16 protein-coding genes and 1 pseudogene are annotated in these 18,723 nt (G+C 45.8%); 7 read left to right on the plus strand and 10 right to left on the minus strand.

The features are described from left to right. The first annotated feature begins 72 nt into the window (after positions 1-72). Entirely contained in the window at positions 73-1,653 is a 1,581-nt protein-coding gene (locus ACH59B_RS19690; protein ID WP_025365710.1) for a triacylglycerol lipase, read from the plus strand. A gap of 122 nt (positions 1,654-1,775) precedes the next feature. On the opposite strand, the gene ACH59B_RS19695 is transcribed toward ACH59B_RS19690, so the two are convergent. The 3 genes from ACH59B_RS19695 to ACH59B_RS19705 all read right to left on the minus strand — a co-directional run bounded on the left by ACH59B_RS19695 (position 1,776) and on the right by ACH59B_RS19705 (position 3,038). After that, positions 1,776-2,441, minus strand: a complete 666-nt coding sequence (locus tag ACH59B_RS19695; RefSeq protein ID WP_016818489.1) for a hypothetical protein — start codon at positions 2,439-2,441, stop codon at positions 1,776-1,778. Positions 2,442-2,511: 70 nt separating this feature from the next. Continuing rightward, the gene (locus tag ACH59B_RS19700; RefSeq protein ID WP_016818488.1) at positions 2,512-2,652 is read right to left on the minus strand and encodes a hypothetical protein; all 141 of its coding nucleotides are present in this window, start codon (positions 2,650-2,652) and stop codon (positions 2,512-2,514) included. 23 nt (positions 2,653-2,675) lie between these two features. Continuing rightward, positions 2,676-3,038, minus strand: coding sequence for a hypothetical protein (locus ACH59B_RS19705; RefSeq protein ID WP_016818487.1), 363 nt, complete (start codon positions 3,036-3,038; stop codon positions 2,676-2,678). A 187-nt stretch (positions 3,039-3,225) separates the two neighbouring features. On the opposite strand from ACH59B_RS19705, the gene ACH59B_RS19710 reads away from it, so the two are divergent. Next, entirely contained in the window at positions 3,226-3,429 is a 204-nt protein-coding gene (locus ACH59B_RS19710; RefSeq protein ID WP_016818486.1) for a hypothetical protein, read from the plus strand. A gap of 74 nt (positions 3,430-3,503) precedes the next feature. On the opposite strand, the gene ACH59B_RS19715 is transcribed toward ACH59B_RS19710, so the two are convergent. Genes ACH59B_RS19715 through ACH59B_RS19730 form a run of 4 tightly spaced genes read right to left on the minus strand, consistent with a single transcriptional unit; the run spans position 3,504 to position 7,730 of the window. Continuing rightward, on the minus strand, positions 3,504-4,442 hold the full coding sequence (locus tag ACH59B_RS19715; RefSeq protein ID WP_025365711.1) for a DUF4340 domain-containing protein: 939 nt from the start codon (positions 4,440-4,442) through the stop codon (positions 3,504-3,506). Further along, positions 4,439-5,830, minus strand: a complete 1,392-nt coding sequence (locus ACH59B_RS19720; protein ID WP_017427344.1) for a GldG family protein — start codon at positions 5,828-5,830, stop codon at positions 4,439-4,441. The genes ACH59B_RS19715 and ACH59B_RS19720 overlap by 4 nt, the downstream gene beginning before the upstream one ends. Before the next feature lie 5 nt (positions 5,831-5,835). After that, the gene (locus tag ACH59B_RS19725; RefSeq protein ID WP_016818483.1) at positions 5,836-6,558 is read right to left on the minus strand and encodes an ABC transporter permease; all 723 of its coding nucleotides are present in this window, start codon (positions 6,556-6,558) and stop codon (positions 5,836-5,838) included. Beyond that, the gene (locus ACH59B_RS19730; RefSeq protein ID WP_285692535.1) at positions 6,555-7,730 is read right to left on the minus strand and encodes an ABC transporter ATP-binding protein; all 1,176 of its coding nucleotides are present in this window, start codon (positions 7,728-7,730) and stop codon (positions 6,555-6,557) included. The genes ACH59B_RS19725 and ACH59B_RS19730 overlap by 4 nt, the downstream gene beginning before the upstream one ends. Positions 7,731-8,074: 344 nt before the next feature. On the opposite strand from ACH59B_RS19730, the gene ACH59B_RS19735 reads away from it, so the two are divergent. From ACH59B_RS19735 to ACH59B_RS19750, 4 genes are all read left to right on the plus strand, one after another. Then, the gene (locus ACH59B_RS19735) at positions 8,075-9,349 is read left to right on the plus strand and encodes an NTTRR-F1 domain (protein WP_285692538.1); all 1,275 of its coding nucleotides are present in this window, start codon (positions 8,075-8,077) and stop codon (positions 9,347-9,349) included. 192 nt (positions 9,350-9,541) lie between these two features. After that, positions 9,542-10,633: a glycosyltransferase family 2 protein gene (locus tag ACH59B_RS19740; RefSeq protein ID WP_019688479.1), complete on the plus strand. Its 1,092-nt coding sequence runs from the start codon at positions 9,542-9,544 to the stop codon at positions 10,631-10,633. A 57-nt stretch (positions 10,634-10,690) separates the two neighbouring features. Then, positions 10,691-11,785, plus strand: coding sequence for a glycosyltransferase (locus ACH59B_RS19745; RefSeq protein WP_031462138.1), 1,095 nt, complete (start codon positions 10,691-10,693; stop codon positions 11,783-11,785). A 51-nt stretch (positions 11,786-11,836) separates the two neighbouring features. Then, positions 11,837-12,931, plus strand: a complete 1,095-nt coding sequence (locus ACH59B_RS19750; RefSeq protein WP_016820099.1) for a glycosyltransferase family 4 protein — start codon at positions 11,837-11,839, stop codon at positions 12,929-12,931. Positions 12,932-13,058: 127 nt separating this feature from the next. Here ACH59B_RS19750 and ACH59B_RS19755 read toward each other — a convergent pair whose 3' ends face one another. Then, on the minus strand, positions 13,059-14,912 hold the full coding sequence (locus ACH59B_RS19755; RefSeq protein ID WP_016820098.1) for a beta-glucoside-specific PTS transporter subunit IIABC: 1,854 nt from the start codon (positions 14,910-14,912) through the stop codon (positions 13,059-13,061). A 71-nt stretch (positions 14,913-14,983) separates the two neighbouring features. Continuing rightward, the gene (locus ACH59B_RS19760; RefSeq protein WP_016820097.1) at positions 14,984-16,264 is read right to left on the minus strand and encodes a DUF4038 domain-containing protein; all 1,281 of its coding nucleotides are present in this window, start codon (positions 16,262-16,264) and stop codon (positions 14,984-14,986) included. Between the two features lie 215 nt (positions 16,265-16,479). Here ACH59B_RS19760 and ACH59B_RS19765 point away from each other — a divergent pair, with 215 nt between their 5' ends. Continuing rightward, positions 16,480-17,511 (plus strand): LacI family DNA-binding transcriptional regulator, encoded by a 1,032-nt coding sequence (locus ACH59B_RS19765; RefSeq protein WP_016820096.1) that lies wholly within the window; start codon positions 16,480-16,482, stop codon positions 17,509-17,511. 81 nt (positions 17,512-17,592) lie between these two features. On the opposite strand, the pseudogene ACH59B_RS19770 reads toward ACH59B_RS19765, so the two are convergent. Beyond that, a pseudogene (locus tag ACH59B_RS19770) lies at positions 17,593-18,673 on the minus strand (MFS transporter). Between the last annotated feature and the right edge of the window lie 50 nt (positions 18,674-18,723).

Here is an 18,723-nt window from a genome sequence, read left to right on the forward strand (position 1 = left end):
GATGATTTACCACAAGATGGCATGTATAATAAGTTTGAAATACTTAATTTTACAAAAAGGAGGATTTACAGTTTGAAGAAGCTCACCGTTTTGATGCTCATTTTTTTGTTATCCGTCACTCTTATCCCCGCCGGTGCTTTTGCAGGCTCCACTACACCTGAAGCACCGAAAGCTCCCGCCGGAAGCTGGACAGAAGGCCCAGCACCTAATCGCGTTGATCCTGCCAAGCCTGCATTATTGTTTGTACATGGTTTGAACAGTAGCGCCGAAGTGTGGACCAAGAATAATAACGATATGCTTCAGAAAGCCCGTGACGCTGGATACCAGACGGCCAGCATTAATCTGTACGATGCGAATGGCGCATCCCAGGATATGTGGGACAATGGCAAGCTGCTAGCCGACAAAATCAAAGTCATTAGTAATCATTTTGGAAAAAAACTCATCATCATCGCCCACAGCAAAGGTGGAGTGGATACTCAAACCGCTCTCGTGTATAACGAAGCAGCTCCTTATGTACAACGTGTCATCACCCTCAGCAGTCCCCATCATGGCTCACAACTTGCAGATCTCGCCTACAGCAGCTGGGCCGGATGGCTGGCAGATATCGTCGGCTCACAAAATCCCGGCACCTCTACTTTACAAACATCTTATATGAAGTATTTCCGAACTAAAACCGATGCACTCAGCAACGCGACTACAATTCCGTTCTTCACGTTTGCTGGTGATAACTGGTCTGGTGGCACTGCTTCCTACATACTGGGTGGACTTTATCTCTCATCCTTCGGCAAAAATGATGGAGTGGTCACAGTCGACAATGCTAAACTTCCCGGCGGACGTGTAGTTAAAGTCGGTTCCTGGGATCATGCCAAGGTTCGTACCGGTTCTTACGTCTTCTCCCTGATCCTACCTTACCTCCAAGCGAACACTCCAGCATTGAATCAGGAAACTGAGGCATTTTCAGCAGCATCTTCCCTGACTGCTTCTGCTGTACAATCCACCTATAACGAGATCGATAATTCATATTTTATTCGAGGCGGCGATTATAATGGAAAAGCCTCCGAAACCCTTACGGTTGAAAATGGTGTCCAATCCATTGATCTGGACTGGATCAGTGATAAACGTGTAAGCCAGCTTGAGCTGACCAAACCTGACGGTACTAGCGAATTGCTTCAAGTGAAAGCAGGTCGTGATGAAGAAATCTTTGCTGGTGCCTGGCATCATAGTGCAGTAGTTACCAATCCCCAACCAGGCATCTATAAGTTGAACGCCGTTATTCCTGATCATGGTGCGTATCTCCTGATTGCACGCTATCATGCCGTTCAAGTCCCTGAGCTTAAATACAATCTAAATGCAGTGGGTCCAAGGCTAAACCTGAAGTCCCAGGATTCCCCGGCCAGCGTCACACAAGTCACTTACCAAGTTCAATACTATGGTGATCCGCAACAAGGAATCACTACAGCGTCCAAAGGTCTGACGTTGCAGCAAAAAACCGTTAACCCTACTGGGCAAATTGAGCTTTCTAAAGCGGACAAGCCGGGCATCTATTCCGTAACGTATGAAATTAACGGTACCACAGCAGCAGGATATCCTTACCGCCGCACAGCAGTTCAATCCATCTATATTGATGCTGACGGTAACAAGTATGTTGACTAAATAAAACTACAATTTAATAAGCCTGCAAACACCTATTATAGTATGGGCGTTCGCAGGCTTATTTATCATTCCAAACATCTTTAATAGAGATAATACGATGTAATCTATGCATTGTGTTCTGTTCAATCCGTTGTCTGATTCTTCAGTTTATTCAGCCAATAGTAGCGATGTAGCTCCATAATAAAATGAAAAAGAACAAATGCAAGCATGGAATAAACACACATCAATACTGTAGCAACGAATTGTTGTGTAGCAAAACCAAGGGAAAGATTGGCTATCAAATAACCAGCCCCGGTAAATGTGATCATTGTTACTACAGCTTCTCGCTTGTGTTTTTTCTTCACTTTTGGTTCTTTCTTATAAGTTGAAGGATCTTTGAATTTCGTCAGATGATATTTTATATAGCAGTATAAAGCGATTCCATAAGCGGCAAAAGAACTTATAAAATACCATGGGGTATCCAGACCCAACATACCATAAGCAAACTTTTGTGTCATGATCATGAAGCCAATAGAGCATACCAAACCAAATACACCACGGAATAAAACATAATTCAATTGCAATTTGCTTGGCATGATGACCAGTACAAGAGCCCAAATATTAATCACAACAATCGGTGGCATCAGCACATAAACATAGACTGCAATGTAGGGGTTTCCCATTAAGGGAATAGTTAAAAACAGATCTAACAGCAATAAAACAAGAATGATAACATTGGAACGAATACGGTTAACTGGATACAACTTCATATTTTTTTCAAATAAAGCCCTGCTATCACTCATAAACATACAAGCCCTCCGTCACATAAGTTAAACCTACCGATAAGGATAGACAAGACTATATCCAATGTCCACTTTTCTAGATCTCTGTCTTCAGCTCTTGCCGCAATTCTTCAATAAAATCAACCATGATACTTTGAACAGCATCTTCACGGGACATACGTATATATCGACTCGTCCTCTGAATGTCTTCCTCGAACAAATAAAGTATCCTGCTCATGGCCTCCTGATCCCCACGTTGTGCTAATTTGAGCCATTGGACGAACTCAGCATCCGAAATAACTCTTTGAGCATTTTCTTTTTCCATTTATTCACCGCCTGTTGGGATAGCTTTAACTCTTTTGCAATCTGCGCTTCGGTTTTATCTAGTATGTAAAGGTCAAAGATGATCATTTTTCCGATCTCAGAAGATAGAGAGTTGATAAGCTGTAGTGTGTACATATTAGAGTTTACAGATTCTGCAAAAGATGGGGCGCTGACAGTTTCGTTCTTTTCCATTACAAATTCATGATTGGTTTGTACCCGAGCACGATACTGGATTCTCCAAGCAATGCGGTACAACTTCTTACGGTATTGTTCGACCAATGTTAGCTGAGATTTCTCCAATATAAATCACCCTTTCTCTTTGGATTTGACTTTTTCTAAATCCTCATATTATAGGGTAATTTGCAATCCTGTTTTACAACCAAAACAGAACATTTGTTCTTATTTATTATACTATTTTTACAATCAGTTGTATATGGTTCTTTTAATTTACCTTCCTTTATATATGGCTAAAAAGGAGGGAAATACATTGCAGATGGATGATGCTCTTTCTCTGGTTACCAACGTAGGCTTTCCGGCTGGGCTTTGTTTTATTTTATTGCGGCACATCCTGCACACGATGGAAGAAAAGTTGGATAAGCTGGATCTCTCACTTCATGAGCTGATTCAGGTCATCCAAGATTTAAATGTCAATAACAGCCCTTCTTCCAAAAGCAGCAAGCCTGATGAATAACGCACACAAAAAAGCTCCACGCGGCGATTATTCGCCGTTGGAGCCTCTTTGTTCAGCTATTATAAATGTAATGATTATTGGCTAGCCTTAGCCTGGTCATGACCATTCTGTTCAGCATGGTTCACGCCAGATGCTGACAGGCCATAAGCCCAGTTGCTTTGTGGCGGTACAACCCACACGGTATCTGGATCATCTTTAAGTGTCCAGCCCTGATAAACCAGCTCGGGATCATCCTTTCCCAACGATATGCTCAGCGTAAAGCGGTGAACAGGCTTGTTCAGCTCGGAGGCTTTGCGCAAAGCCTGATTGCTGGCCAGGTTTTTGATTTGCTGTGAGAGGGAAGTCGCCGTGTCACCCGCTACCGACTTTCCGTTTAGCGTCCAAGATGCGGAAGCACTATCTCCAGTTCCACTGTTACCGGAGGATCGGAGCATCCATGAGGCATTCTGGCCTTCCCACTCTATCCCGCTCAGCTTGGTATCATCCCAATCAAACGGCGTTGTGTCTGTAAAATCATCAGCATCCAGCAGCAAACCCGAAAGTGTATCTATAGGTACGGAAGCTATCTCTTTTTGGTCTGATAGTACATAAACAGCGTCTCCAGAAGGCAGCGTATCACCGAAGGCAAAGGTGCGAACGTCACCATTCTTGGTCTTAATCTCAATCTGGTCATGGGTAGCGCTGATTCCATATTTGGCTACGTCTTTGGGAGATGATTCCACGACATCACCCAACTTTACATTTTGAATCGCGGCTAGCCAATTGTCTAATGTATATTGATTTAACGGGTAAGATCGCGGCTTACTCATGCTCCATTTGCCATCATGTTGATCAAGTTCCACCGACTTGCCGTCCTTTCCAGTGATCGCAAAAGACGCAATATCTCCTTGCGTAAGCTGAACGAGCTGGCGAGCGGCCGGAGCTTGTTCACGAAAAAAGTTTTGGCTCTTGGCATAGATTATACCCGCTCCCAATACGACTAACAGCAGCACTGTGGGTATCCATTTTCTCATGCACTTCTTCGCCTCCACCATAATAAGATTCCGACAACCGCAAACAGCAGCGGCAATCCGACGACAGATATGGCTAATACCGTTTTCGCTTGTGCAGCAGTCAAATAAGCTACCTTAAAATCCTGCTCCTGACGAGGACGAATAGTGAGTCCATCAGAGTGTTCCTGTACATAATTCAGACTATTCAGCACAAAGTCACGATTCCCACCTGTACTGATCTCCGTGTCACTTAGGAGGGCTGACGTTCCGAGAATAACCGCTTTGGGCTTGCCGTCTTTCCCTTCTACCGCGTAACCGAGATCAAGCGGCCCCTGTGGGTCCTTGTCATCCTTCTGCGTTTCGTTGTTCAGCAGTCCCTGAATATTCGTTTCACCATAGCTAGCTGCAGAAGATTTTAGCAATAGCGTCGTCTTCCAATCCTTCTGTTCTCCTGCCTGCAAAGCAATAGATAGTGAAAGAACAGGATACAGATTAGAGGCCGCCAATTTATCGGTGATTGCATGACTGCCAAAGGTGGGAACCGTCCACAGAGGACCAAGCGTATTCGTCTGTTCCTGATCCACCACGATAGCATGAGTATCTTTCACACCATAATCAGCCGCTAATGCGTCAAGGTTTTTCCAGCTAGACCCCATGTTCGGGTGAAATCCTAACGCCATAAAAAGCTTTCCACCGTCATTCAGATACGTACGAATACTCTTCAGTTCCGTCACGCTAATATCCCGTTCGGGTCCGACAATAGCCAATACAGACGCATCTTTGGGCACACTACCCGCTTGATTGAGCTGAACTTCCTCTGCTTTCACATTATCTTGCGCCAGCGAGCTGCTTAATTCGGTCATTTGGGACAAAGGAATTTCCTCATGCCCTGTCAGAAAAACCACTTTCCCTTGGCGGGTAGACGATAATGCCAGCAGTCCACTGGTCAGCTTTTCCTCCCCGGTAAATTGGTATGCTCCTTCACTACTCCCCTGAGCCTGCGTAAATAGACTCCCAATATCTATAACCCGCTTCTTCTCTCCCTGCACCAACACGATGGATGCTGCTGTAATCCCATATTGCTTGGCCAGTATCGGTTCCTGATTCAAATCATATTGCTCGACCTTGAGCTTGTTGTTACGCTTGGCATACTCATTCAGCATATCCGTAACATCCCGGTTCAGCTTCTGATTCTGCGAAGTGGAGACAGTAAAGGCAATCAATCGTACGTTTTCCTTCACACCCTGAATGGTCGTTAACGTCTGATCAGACAGCGTATACTGCTTGCCTGCCGTCAGATCCAATTGAAAGCCTCCCAGCGAACGCAGAAATAACGTCAATAAAATAAAAATCCCTACAGCAGCAATCGATAGTACCATACTATTGGTATGACCCAGCCATTTTTTCATATTCATTACCTCCACCGTTTCCGTTCAACCACTTGGATACTAAATAGCAAAAAGAGCGCCGCCACCGTCACGTAGTACATCACATCGGCTCCATTCAGCAATCCTTTGGTGAAACTGTCAAACCGTGCGGTTAGTGAAAAAGGTTCCAGCCACTGCTGCAGCGCCGCAGATGCGCCCGTTTGTCCACCAAACGAATCCAGCATCCAGAACACGAGCAAGAGAATAAAACTGACGACCGCGGACATCATCTGATGCTGTGAAAGCGTCGATGCGAATAAGCCGATCGCCATCATGGCTGCGCCAAGCATAAACAGGCCGATCACGGATGTAAATACGAGCGTCCAATCCAGCGACCCATAAAAGGACATCACGACCGGATACGCCAGACTGCACAGCACCAGTATGAGCAACATGCCTAGCGATGCCAAAAATTTACCTATCATGATTTCCGTTACACTTACAGGTGAGGTAAGCAGGAGCTCATCTGTACCTTGCCTGAATTCCTCTGCAACCAGCCGCATTGTGAGTAGGGGGACAACAAACACCAGCATGGACAATGTGTCACCGAGTACCAGCCGATAGTCCAAAATACTAGGCTGATACATCACAAAGTTCGTGTAAAATAGTAACCCCGTCAGCAACATGTACACCGCAAGCGCAAAATACGTCGTTGGGGTCCATAGATAGGCTTGCAGCTCCTTTTGACAAACTGCGAACAAACGCCTCATGACTGTTTACCTCCTGTATCCTTGTCTTCATCGACCTTGTTATCGCTGGCCAAGGCTTCTCCATGATCCACCGTGTTGACCGTTGCTTCATTCTTAGAGGTATGTAGAACATGAACCGCTGGATCGCTGCTCCCACCTTCTTCCGTCTCGCGGGTCGTTAACTGCTGGAAGATGTTTTCCAAGCTTATGTTTTCTTTTTTCATTTCCAAAATCGGAAGCTTCGCATCCGACAGCACAAAAAACAGTTCTTCGCGAAAATCCTCATCAGGAGCTCCTGTAAGCAACAATCCAGTCAAATCCTGCTCTGTGACAGCCAGCTTCGTATTCGCTGAAGGCAGAGTAGGTGACGAAGGTTCAACTTGTACTTTTCCCCAAGCTCGTAGGACATCCATTACCTGCTCACGCTTGCCTTTGACCTCCACCTTCACCTTGAATCCGTCTTCCATCGAACCGCCGAGCGCGTCAGGACGCCCGTCCATGACCAGTTTCCCTTCGTGGATGATCAGAACCCGATTGCACAAAGCATCCACCTCAGGCAAAATATGCGTGCTGAGCAATACCGTATGATTTTCACCAATCTCCTGAATGAGCTGACGAATCTCCAAAATCTGATTGGGGTCCAAACCCGAAGTCGGTTCATCCAGCACTAGTAAATCCGGGTTGTGAATAATCGCACCTGCCAATCCCAGACGCTGTTTATACCCTTTGGACAAGCTGCGGACCAATTGTTTTTCACGTCCATTCAGTCCCAGTCGGGAAATCATCTCCGAAATACGCAGCTTCTGCTCTCTCGCAGGCACGTCCCGAATACTAGCTACAAACTTTAAGTAGGATCTTACAGACATATCCCCATACAAAGGAGGCGTCTCCGGCAGATAACCAATTTTGGAACGAGCCTGTCTGCCTTTATCCTGAATCGGGATACCGTCGATCGTAATTACACCCTCGTTTGGCTGAAGATACCCTGTAATCATACGCATTGTCGTTGTTTTACCCGCACCATTTGGCCCCAGGAAACCAACAATTTCACCGCGCTGCATTTCAAAATCCAATTTATGTACGCCCCGGTTGCCCTCATACCACTTGCTCACCTGTTGTACTTTGAGCACATGTTTCACCCTTTCATTGTTCGTGATCTTCCCTATGCTGCTCTCCCACCTAAAATGTTGCATGAGTAGCGGAGCGGTCTCCTCCCTGCTGCTCCCCTCCCCCAAATGTTGCATGGGAGTTGGGTAGCAGCGAAGCGGAGGGTTTGAAGCTGGAGAAGCGCCAGCGATCGGAAGCTCAAAGCCTTCGCGAAGCGGTCTCCTCGCACTTCATGCTACACTTTTAAATTCTAATGATAATCCCCCACATATAGCTTCAGCTTAACGTCACTTAAATAGAAGCTTAAAATAATGTGTCTAAAATGTGAACATGGAAATACACACCTGCCCTCGTCAACTTGTACGGTTCGCCACGGCGTGGATTCGCATCTACTATCATTACAACGTGTGAAGGGAGTGTATAAAAAGCGATGACCGTATTATTTACCAATCTTGTTAATAACGGCGACTTCGAGACCGGATCTACCCTTTTTTGGAACGCCGCAAATGTAACCGTCACTAACTTATCCGTAAAAAAGACAAACTTTTATAGTGCGATCCTAGCAGGAGGCGCGGTAGATGCATCTCTTTCCCAGGTCGTTTTTGCCACACCAGGCGAAAGTTATACGTTGAGCCTGTCAGCTGCAAAAATAGGAAACTTGATTAATCCTCAAATCAACATTTTTCTGTACTACTATGACGCAACCTTTAGTTTCCTCGGTACTGGGCTAACTACCTATCTGAGCGCAGGCACATTACCTGATGCTGTTAATGGGACATGGCAAACCCTGTATGAAGTAACAGCTCCTGTTCCAGCTAACGCAGCCTTTGCCTTTTTGGTTATTAGCAAAAATGCCTTAGCTAACACCGCTAATGTAGCCATTGATTCCGTTGCCCTTGTTAAAGCAAGTGCAACTGGAGCTGTGGGACCAACCGGACCTGCGGGGCCAACTGGTGCTACAGGCGCTAGCGGCGATGCAGGTGCTACGGGGCCTGCGGGCGCTACCGGACCTACAGGTGCTACGGGCGACGTTGGCGCTACTGGACCTGCCGGACCTACGGGTGCCACGGGCGACATTGGCGCTACTGGACCTGCTGGACCTACAGGTGCCACAGGCGACGTTGGCGCTACGGGGCCTGCCGGACCTACAGGTGCTACGGGCGACGTTGGCGCTACGGGACCTGCTGGACCTACAGGTGCTACGGGCGACGTTGGCGCTACGGGGCCTGCCGGACCTACGGGTGCCACGGGCGACATTGGCGCTACGGGGCCTGCCGGACCTACGGGTGCCACGGGCGACATTGGCGCTACGGGGCCTGCCGGACCTACAGGTGCTACGGGCGACATTGGCGCTACGGGGCCTGCCGGACCTACAGGTGCCACAGGCGACACAGGCGCTACGGGGCCTGCCGGACCTACGGGTGCCACAGGCGACGTTGGCGCTACCGGACCTGCCGGACCTACGGGTGCCACGGGCGACGTTGGTGCTACGGGGCCTGCCGGACCTATCGGACCTATCGGGCCTATTGGCGACACTGGACCTGTCGGACCTACGGGCGACACGGGACCGATTGGACCAACTGGACCGACCGGGCCATTTGGTCTTGGCTTTACCGGTCCAATTGGACCGACTGGACCTACAGGACCTATCGGACCTACGGGGCCAACTGGTCCTACTGGACCCACTGGGCCGACCGGACTCTAATCTTCTATTATTACCACATCATGGACTTAAACGACGTATCATATCCTACCGCCAAAGCCTCTTAGCAAGTTATGGCTTTGCCATCCTTGCCCTGCCGCAATTGCGGCAGGGCTTCTATAATCAGGTCTCTATTAATTCCAATTTTAGGTTTGACCTGAATCCTTAAATGGTTCCCAAAGGAGTGATACTCAATTGATCAGTATCAGCCTGTGCATGATCGTCAAAAATGACCAACATACCATTGGTCCTTGCCTTGAATCGGTCCATCATATTGTAGATGAAATCAACATCGTGGACACAGGTTCACAGGATCGGACCATTGACATATGTCGCAGCTTTACAGATCGGATTTTTCCGTTTGAATGGGTAGATCATTTTGCCCTTGCACGTAACTATTCATTTGAGCAAGCTACGCAGGAGTACATTCTCTGGCTGGATGCCGATGACATTTTGAAGGAGCAGGATGCTATCAAGCTGCTTGAGCTAAAGCATACTCTTGATTCCTCAGCTATATCAACCGTAGATGCAGTGTCCATGAAGTATCATTATGCCTTCGATGATCATGGCAATGTCACCCTGCATTTTCGTCGGAATCGCTTGGTCAGACGGTCGGCCGGATTCCGTTGGCATGGAGCCGTGCATGAGTATCTCGCCGTAGACGGAAATATTCTACATGCGGATATTGCCATAACTCACACCAGAACACATACCCATACCCCGGGCCGAAATCTGCGAATTTATGAGAAGCAGCTCGCCCAAGGCCATGACTTCTCTCCCCGCGACCGCTACTATTACGCTAACGAGCTTAGAGACAATGGAAGATATGAGCAGGCCGTGCAGGCTTACCGAGACTTTCTAAACACCGAACAAGGCTGGGTAGAGGACGCAATTAGTGCATGTGGCAAAATGGCTGACTGTCTGCAACAACTCGGCAAGCTGGAGGAAAGTATTACCGCGGCTCTCCGTAGCCTGACCTTCGATACGCCTAGAGCGGAGCTTTGTTGTCGGATGGGTCATTATTTTTTGCATAAAAATGAGATTCCCAAAGCCGTTTACTGGTACGACATGGCTACCACTCTGAATCCTCCTAACACGCTAGGCCCGGTACAAGACGCATACCAAACATGGTTTCCTCATATCCAGCTATGCATTTGCCATTTTCGGCTAAAAGACTATACACGTGCGAACTGGCACAATGAGCAAGCAGCCACGTACGTTCCCAATGACCCGCATGTCCAGCATAATCGACAATATTTCAGCTCAATCCTGAACCCTTCCCAATAGAGATGCCTCCCATAGCCAGCCATCATTCTTTAAGTCAATCAAAGGAGGAGCAAACCAATGCAACCACAGAAACGGTACAAGATAGCGGTCTATGCCATCAGCAAAAATGAAGCCCGATTCGCCAAGCGCTGGATGAACTCCATGCGGGAAGCTGATGTTGTCATTGTAGCCGACACCGGTTCTACAGACGACACCGTTGCTCTACTGCGCGAGGCGGGTGCAGAGGTACATCCTATTCAGGTAGTCCCTTGGCGTTTTGACAAGGCTCGCAATGAGTCCCTGCGGCTGGTCCCTGATGATGTAGATATTTGTGTCTGTACAGATCTGGATGAAGTCTGGGAGGAGGGATGGCGGTCGCGCCTGGAAGGCAACTGGAAGGATGGAACGACTCGAATGCTGTATGCCTTTACACATGGACAGCCTGGAAGGAATACCGCTTATACATGGTTCTGGAAAGAAAAAATACACACTCGTCATGGCTACCACTGGGTACGCCCGGTTCATGAAGTGCTTGAATATATCGGGGAAGGCGAAGAACACAGCATCCGATCGTGCCAGCTCCGCTTGTATCATGATCCCGATCCGCACAAGTCACGCAGCCAATACCTTCCACTGCTAGAGCAGTCTGTACGTGAATTTCCCGAAGATGATCGCAATATGCATTACTTGGGGCGAGAATATATGTATCATGCCCGTTGGGACGAATGCATCACTACACTGCAACAACATCTTGCCATGCCACAGGCGCGCTGGGCCGATGAACGCAGCGCTTCGATGCGTTTTATCGCTAGAGCATATAAGGCAACTGAACAATGGCATGAGGCTGCACGTTGGTTATACCGTGCTATTGCGGAAGCGCCCTATTTACGTGAACCTTACACGGAAATGGCTCAACTTGCCTATCATACACGGAACTGGCCCGCCGTCTATCATATGGTCGAAGAAGCGCTGCGCATTTCGACACGACCAGATACGTATATGCAAGAGGATTTTTGCTGGGATGCTACTTTGTATGATCTTGGAGCCCTCGCTTGCTATGAGTTGGGCCTAATACACAAAGCCTGTGAATTTGCGAAAGAAGCAACAGAACGCTCTCCGGAAGATTCTCGCCTTCGCCATAATTATGCGCTAATTCAATCCAGGCTTCCATAGAAACCCACACCCCGTCCTGTAGGTTGAATAACTTGGTATAAGAACTTGTGGTTGGCAAAGGAGGTTATTGAGATCAAAGTTCTATTTACTTTTTATATACCCAGCGGTGGCGTGGAAACCTTGAACCGCCAACGCTGTAAAGCGCTCATTCAGGACGGGATTGAATGTCATCTTCTCTATTATCAGCAGGGTACAGGGATGCAAAACCTGCAAGGCGATATTCCGGTGTTCATGACTTCCTCTGAAGAAGAAATTCGAAAACTGGTGGAGACTCATCGCTACGATGCAATTATCGTCTCTTCGGACTATCCTATGCTCCCTAGACTGCGAATGTTGGGCTATCAAGGGATATTAATCTATGAATCACAAGGCTTTGGCACTCACGAAGAAGCTGCTTGGGTTGTTGCAGATGCATCTCCGTATCTTCAAAATTATGCTGACGCGGTGCTCCTCCCCGATACAACTCACCTCGTGCAGCTATTTTCCAGCATGTGTCCATGGCTTGATCGTTATGTATTCCCAAACGTATTGGATACTAGCGTATTTAATTATGTACCTAACACTCCCCCGGTTAATCCGGTCATTGCATGGGTTGGGCGGCTTGAGCCCAATAAGAATTGGCGGCATTTTATAGACATATCTTACTGGATGCTGCAAAATCGTGCCGATCTTCGGATTTGGATGTTCTATGATGACACCTTGTCGCAGACGGAGGATAAAATACAATTCGAGAACATGCTTGCTCAGCTTGGCATGTCCACGATCATTGAGCGTTTTAAAAGCGTGCCTCATGCGAAAATGCCTTTGTATTATTCCATGATTGGCGACTCGGGTGGGTATCTGCTCTCGACTTCACTGGTGGAGGGATTCGGTTACGCGGTAGCTGAGGCCATGGCCTGTCGTTGCCCGGTCTTAAGCTCTGATTCAGACGGAGTACGAGCATTCATTGACCATAACGAAACCGGCAAGTTTTATCAGCAGGGAGACATTTTACAGGCGGTACTGCAAGGACTAGACCTTATGAACAACGTCCCTCATCGCGAATCTATCCGCCAGAAGGGGCGTACACGGATCGTTAACCTGTTGGCGCCAGATAAATATGTGCGCTCCTTCCGGCAGATGATGAGCTCGTTGGGTGTACGGTAACCTGCTATTGTAGTACATGCCGCAAAAGTCTGTTTCATGATCCAAAAAAGCTGACGACAACCCTATTTTTACACACGGGCCATCGTCAGCTTGATGCGTTTGCTGTGCATTACTGAATATTAGGGAACTATCTGATCTTCAATAAACGTTCTCCTGCATGAATATCCTTCGAGTTTTCAGCTAAGATATCTGTGTACACCGCAGTATTGGTTACTATAACAGAGGTGGTGAGATCATATCCTTCATCCACTATAGCTTTTGGATCAAATTCAACCAGCTTGTCCCCTTTTTGAATCGTATCTCCTTCAGACACAAAAGAAGTGAAATGTTTTCCTTTCAAGCTGACCGTATTAATTCCAATGTGAATGAGCAGTTCAACTCCATCCTCAGAGATCAGTCCAATCGCATGTTTTGTTTTGAAAACGGTAACAACAGTTCCGTTAAACGGTGCGTAAGCTACCCCTTCTTGGGGGATAATCGCGGCTCCCTGACCCATCGCACCACTGGAGAAAGCCTCATCTTTCACTGCGGCCAAACGAATCAATTCACCGTTTAAAGGACTAAATACCGTTTTTTCTTCCGCTTTGTTTTCAACTGCAACCTTAATTTCAGGTGCGGGTTTAGCATTCTTATAGCCGAAAAGATAGGTCAGAATAAATCCGACTACAAAAGCGACAACCAAAGAGATAATAAAGCCAATGAAGCCTGCATCTATCCCCTTTGGATTAATGAATAAAGGGATACCAAAAATCCCGCCTGAGGCAAATCCATATGCTGTTGAGCCGAGTAAGCCCGCTGCAGCTCCTCCTACACCCCCAGCGATCGAGGCTAAAATAAACGGTTTTTTGGTGGGTAGCGTAACCCCGTAAATAGCTGGTTCAGTAACCCCCATCAAACCCGCGATGGTAGCAGAAGTCGCAATAGGTTTTAATTTAGGATCGCGTGATTTCAAAGCAATGGCAAAAGCCGCACCTGTTTGCGCAAACGTAGTACAGAACAGCATACCGTTAATCGGATCAAACCCGTTCGTAACTACATTATTCAGGAGAATCGGAATGAACGCCCAATGCAAGCCAAAGATAATAATCCCTTGCCAGAACCCAGCCAGAACGAGACCAGCTATAGCCGGACTTAACTGGTAAATCCACATGGAGCCTTTGGCTAATCCATCACTGATTATAGTTGCTATCGGCCCGACAACCAGAAAAACAATCGGTGATATAATGACCAAGGTCAGAAAAGGCACAATGAACATTTTAATGGATGCAGGTGCATACTTACTAATAAATTTTTCAACCTTAGCTGCCAAGAACGCCCCAATAATGATGGGTATAACAGAAGAAGTATAATTAATCAGAACGACAGGTATGGTCAAAAAGGACAGCGCCGTTTTATCCGTAAAAGCCGAAGTAATGGTCGGATACACCAAGGCGGCCCCCAAAACAGCAGATAGATACGGGTTTCCTCCGAATTTTTTACCTGCTGAAAACCCTAGAATAACCGGAAAGAAATAAAACATAGCGTCTGCTGTTGCATATAAAATTTTGTATGTGCCCATCTGATCAGTCATCCACCCCAGAGATGTGCATAAGGCCAGCAGTCCTTTTAGAATCCCCACAGCAGCGAGCACACCCACAACGGGCATGAACACGCCTGAGATCACATCGACAAATCGGCTGAACAGGCTCGCTTTTTCATTCTTTTGATCGTCTTCAACTGTCTGGTCTCCGTGCTTTACTCCCATCGTATCCAAAAGAGCCTCGTATACTTTGGGAACCTCATTCCCGATGACCACCTGGAATTGGCCGCCACTTTCCACGACGGTAATGACACCGTCAATCTGTTTAATTTTTTCTTTATCTGGCAATTGGTTATCCTTCAATTTGAATCTCAAACGAGTGACACAGTGAATGACACTATACACATTTTCGTTTCCCCCCACCGATCTAAGCACTTCTCTAGCTGTCTTTTGGTAATCCATCATGATCACTCCTGGATGCGTTTTCTATTTCTCCACTCCACCTGCTAGCTTACTCCTGTTCTTCTCTGGTTTTATTTCGTTCCGATGATCACAACATCGCTTTCAAAACCATGCATATCAATGACGGATTGATCAGCCTGGACATCCACCTCCGTTTGGGCAAATCGTCTCTCCGCTAAATCAATGGTTGTAAACTTGTAGTCCTGCACGTTGATATTTAGCCGCACTTTCGTGTTAACCGGGATATACAAGACGAGGGTATTCTCGTTCCCCGCAGCTCTGATCTCCTCTGTCTTGTTTAAAACAATATCCAACGGCTTTATGCCAATCAGGTTGTACATTTCAAACAAATATTTGATAAAGGAATAATCCCATGCGCCCTCAAAACGCAGTGCTGTTCTCCAATCATAGGGACTATCAAAGCCCTCTCCTTCTACAATTCCGAACTTCTTGCCTTTTTTATGCCAACTCCAAATGCCATGCGCTCCATAGGTAATTCCCGCTCCCCCGCCTGCCAGAAGACTGTGCCATGCTGCTTTTCTGGCATCTAGTGCAGTGTATCTTCCATACACATTGCGGCTGTAACTGATCTGTTCATAGCAAGGTTCTCCATTGATGACGGGACGTATCTCCGGCTTGTGATAAAAATGCTGGGCAATCTCATGGGCGACATGCTGAAACTCCGAATTATGTCCTGATTGATACATATAAAATCCAAGACCCTTGTGTTGCTCAAAAGCTTCAGGAATTTCCCTCAATCTCCCTTGGATATGCAGCGTAGTCAAGCTTGCCGGGCTTAATTGTTGTACCGTTTCCAGCGCCTTCAAATAGTACGCATTAGCACGTTCTGTAGGAAAATCAGTGTCTCCGCTGATCAAATAAACAGGCTCGAATCGAGAATAGCGGTTTACAACATAAGTTACATAGCTTTCAACGCAATCCAGCGGCATTTTATTGCCTTTCTGGAACATTTCAGCCCATGTATCCGGTACATAGTTACACCACAACAGAACCAGTGCTGGAATAAAGCCGCGCTCGACAGCCATCTGGATCATGACTTCCGCCCGCTCAAAATAAGCTTCGTTTAAGGTATGGTAGTCAAAATCTCCATTTTCCAGTAATGCAAATGGCTGTAGATTCAGGTCTGATTCGCTGGCATCCCATTGTCGGAGCATATTGATCTGTAAAACGTTGAAACCCTGCATTTTTCGATAGTCCAGGTAATCGCTCCACTCTTCAATAGTGGCGTTGGTAAATACGCTCCAGACGGTATCTGCCAAGTAAAAGAAAGGCTTGCCCTTTTTCACAAAACTTCTTTGATTTTCAGCCATGCTTAAGCTCAAACAAATCACCCTTTCACTCATAAACAAAACTAAACTAATGTATAATTTTATACGATATTGAATAAAATAAACTAAATAAAGCGTTCACAATTGAATATTAACACTATGTATCCGAAAAGGTCAACTCATTTTATCTGTTGTTTGTTTAGTTTAATTTATAAACTAAACTTTATTATATAATCATGATATAATTTATATAGTTTAGTCCAATGGGAGGTTCCACGTTGAAAATAGATGATATTGCGAAGCTTGCCGGTGTTTCAAAATCAGCCGTCTCTTTAGCATTTAATAACAAACCCGGTGTTAGCGAAGAAACCAAAGAGCATATATTAAGAATTGCCCACGAGCATGGATATAGACCACGTACCATGAAGTCAAATAAGGAATTTACGAAGAATCACCATGTCATTCGTTTTGTTGCATGCAAAAATACAGGCATCGTGACCGAGCAATATGAATCACTTCCATTTTTCAATGAATTGATCCATCATATTACCCATCAGGTGAGAGAACATGGTAATACTTTGATTTTCTCGTCATTTGATAGCCATAGCCTTGAAGAAGAATTGTCTGCTCTGGAGAAGGACCAGCCTTCTTCAGGTATACTTCTGCTGGGCACCAATTTAACATCCGAGACTATTCATTCCTTACAATCCATTCATTCCAATATCGTTATTTTGGATACCTGCTTTGAACACGTTGATGCCAGTTTTGTATCGATTAATAACTATCTTGGGGGGTACCAGGCAGGCCAATATTTAATCCAGTCCGGACACAGAAATATAGGATACGTACAATCCAGTACCAGAATTCTTAACTTTACAAAACGAAAAGAGGGGTTCATGGCTGCTTTAGAGGAGCACAATCTTGCCATAGATCATGGGCTTACATTTGATATGCACCCGATGCTTGTCATGTCACAGGACGCATTTAAAACAGCTATTCATAAACTGAATGAGCTGCCTTCGGCCCTATTTTGTGAGAATGATTATATGGCGATCAGTGCTATTAAAACGTTTCAGGAAATGAACATTCGAGTGCCTGAACAAATTTCCGTCATGGGGTTTGATAATATTCATGAAGCTAAGGTCATTAGCCCGGAACTCACAACCATTCATGTGAAAAAGGATATTTTGGCCCGAACGGCTGTAAACTTGCTGATGGAAAGGCTTAATCACAATCAGGAGCACCATACTCAGGTTCTTGTAAATACAGAGGTTATTGAAAGAAGGTCTTGTATAGACGCAGAATTATAATCAAGTGAATAGAAAAAGGCCGCCATATAGGCGGCCTTTCAGCTTTTATACTTCTGAATTGTGATTTTATAGCGAATGAATCTAAGCGTCTTGTTTTTTGCTCAATGTAAACGAAAAAGATGCAACAACAAGTGCTATGAATACGACTAACCCACTAATCCAGCCCAAATTCTGTATGGATGTATACTCAATTATGACTCCCCCTAATCCTGCACCTAAGGTCATACCGATATTCATTAGCGCAGTATTGAAGCTTAGAACCATTTCTGAAGATTGTGGCTTTAAAGAAATTAAGTAATATTGATTTGCAGGAGTTGTTGTCCAAGCAGCCATCCCCCACAACATAATCGTCAGAAGAACACCGATCGTAGAAGTTGCTGTTACTGTTAATACGAATAAAGCCGCTGCGTGAACTATTAAACTAATGGAAATCGTCCGGACAGGTCCCCACTTATCCACTGCATATCCGCCTATACGTGACCCTATAAAAGCAAACACTCCTAGTACAAAAAGAGCTGTACTAATCTCTTTTATAGAAAAGTCTGCTATGGTGCTTAAAAGCGGAGCAATATAGGCAAAGACCATGGTGTATCCAAGATACCGGTTCATTCCCCTGTAATTTTGGAATAAACCGATTGAGTAGTGCCAGAATGATCAGAGCAATGACAGCAATAATAATATAGATATAACGCCAATCTATATTTGCAGCAATTAAGGTTCCAAGGGGAACTCCCAGCACTAAAGATATTGTAAATCCTGTAATGACTGTTGCGATGGCGCTACCACGTTTTTCAGGTTCAGCCAGTTGAGCAGCGTAATGGGTAGCAACCACAAAATACAATCCACCACTCATAGCCTGTACAATACGGGAAAGCATGAGCAGCGTAAAGTTAAAGCTGAAGAAAGCAATGACCGTCCCTAAAATAAAGAAAAGCATGGAATACAATAACACTCTTTTCCTTTCAAGCTTTGCAGTTAGCATGACCAGCACAAGTGCACCAAAAGCATACGATAAGGCATATATGGTAACTAATTGTCCAGCCAATGAAATAGATACATCCAAATCATGAGAAATCATTTCCAAGATACCGGAAACGATAAATTCTGCGGTTCCTAATACAAAAGCGCCTAAAGCTAATAAATAAATGGCAATACGATTCATTCTCACTTCTCCTCATTATCTTTAACTATCATGAGAGCTTCAATTTCCCG

This window comes from Paenibacillus sp. DP01, assembly GCF_044784315.1.
Classification (GTDB): Bacteria; Bacillota; Bacilli; order Paenibacillales; family Paenibacillaceae; genus Paenibacillus; species Paenibacillus polymyxa.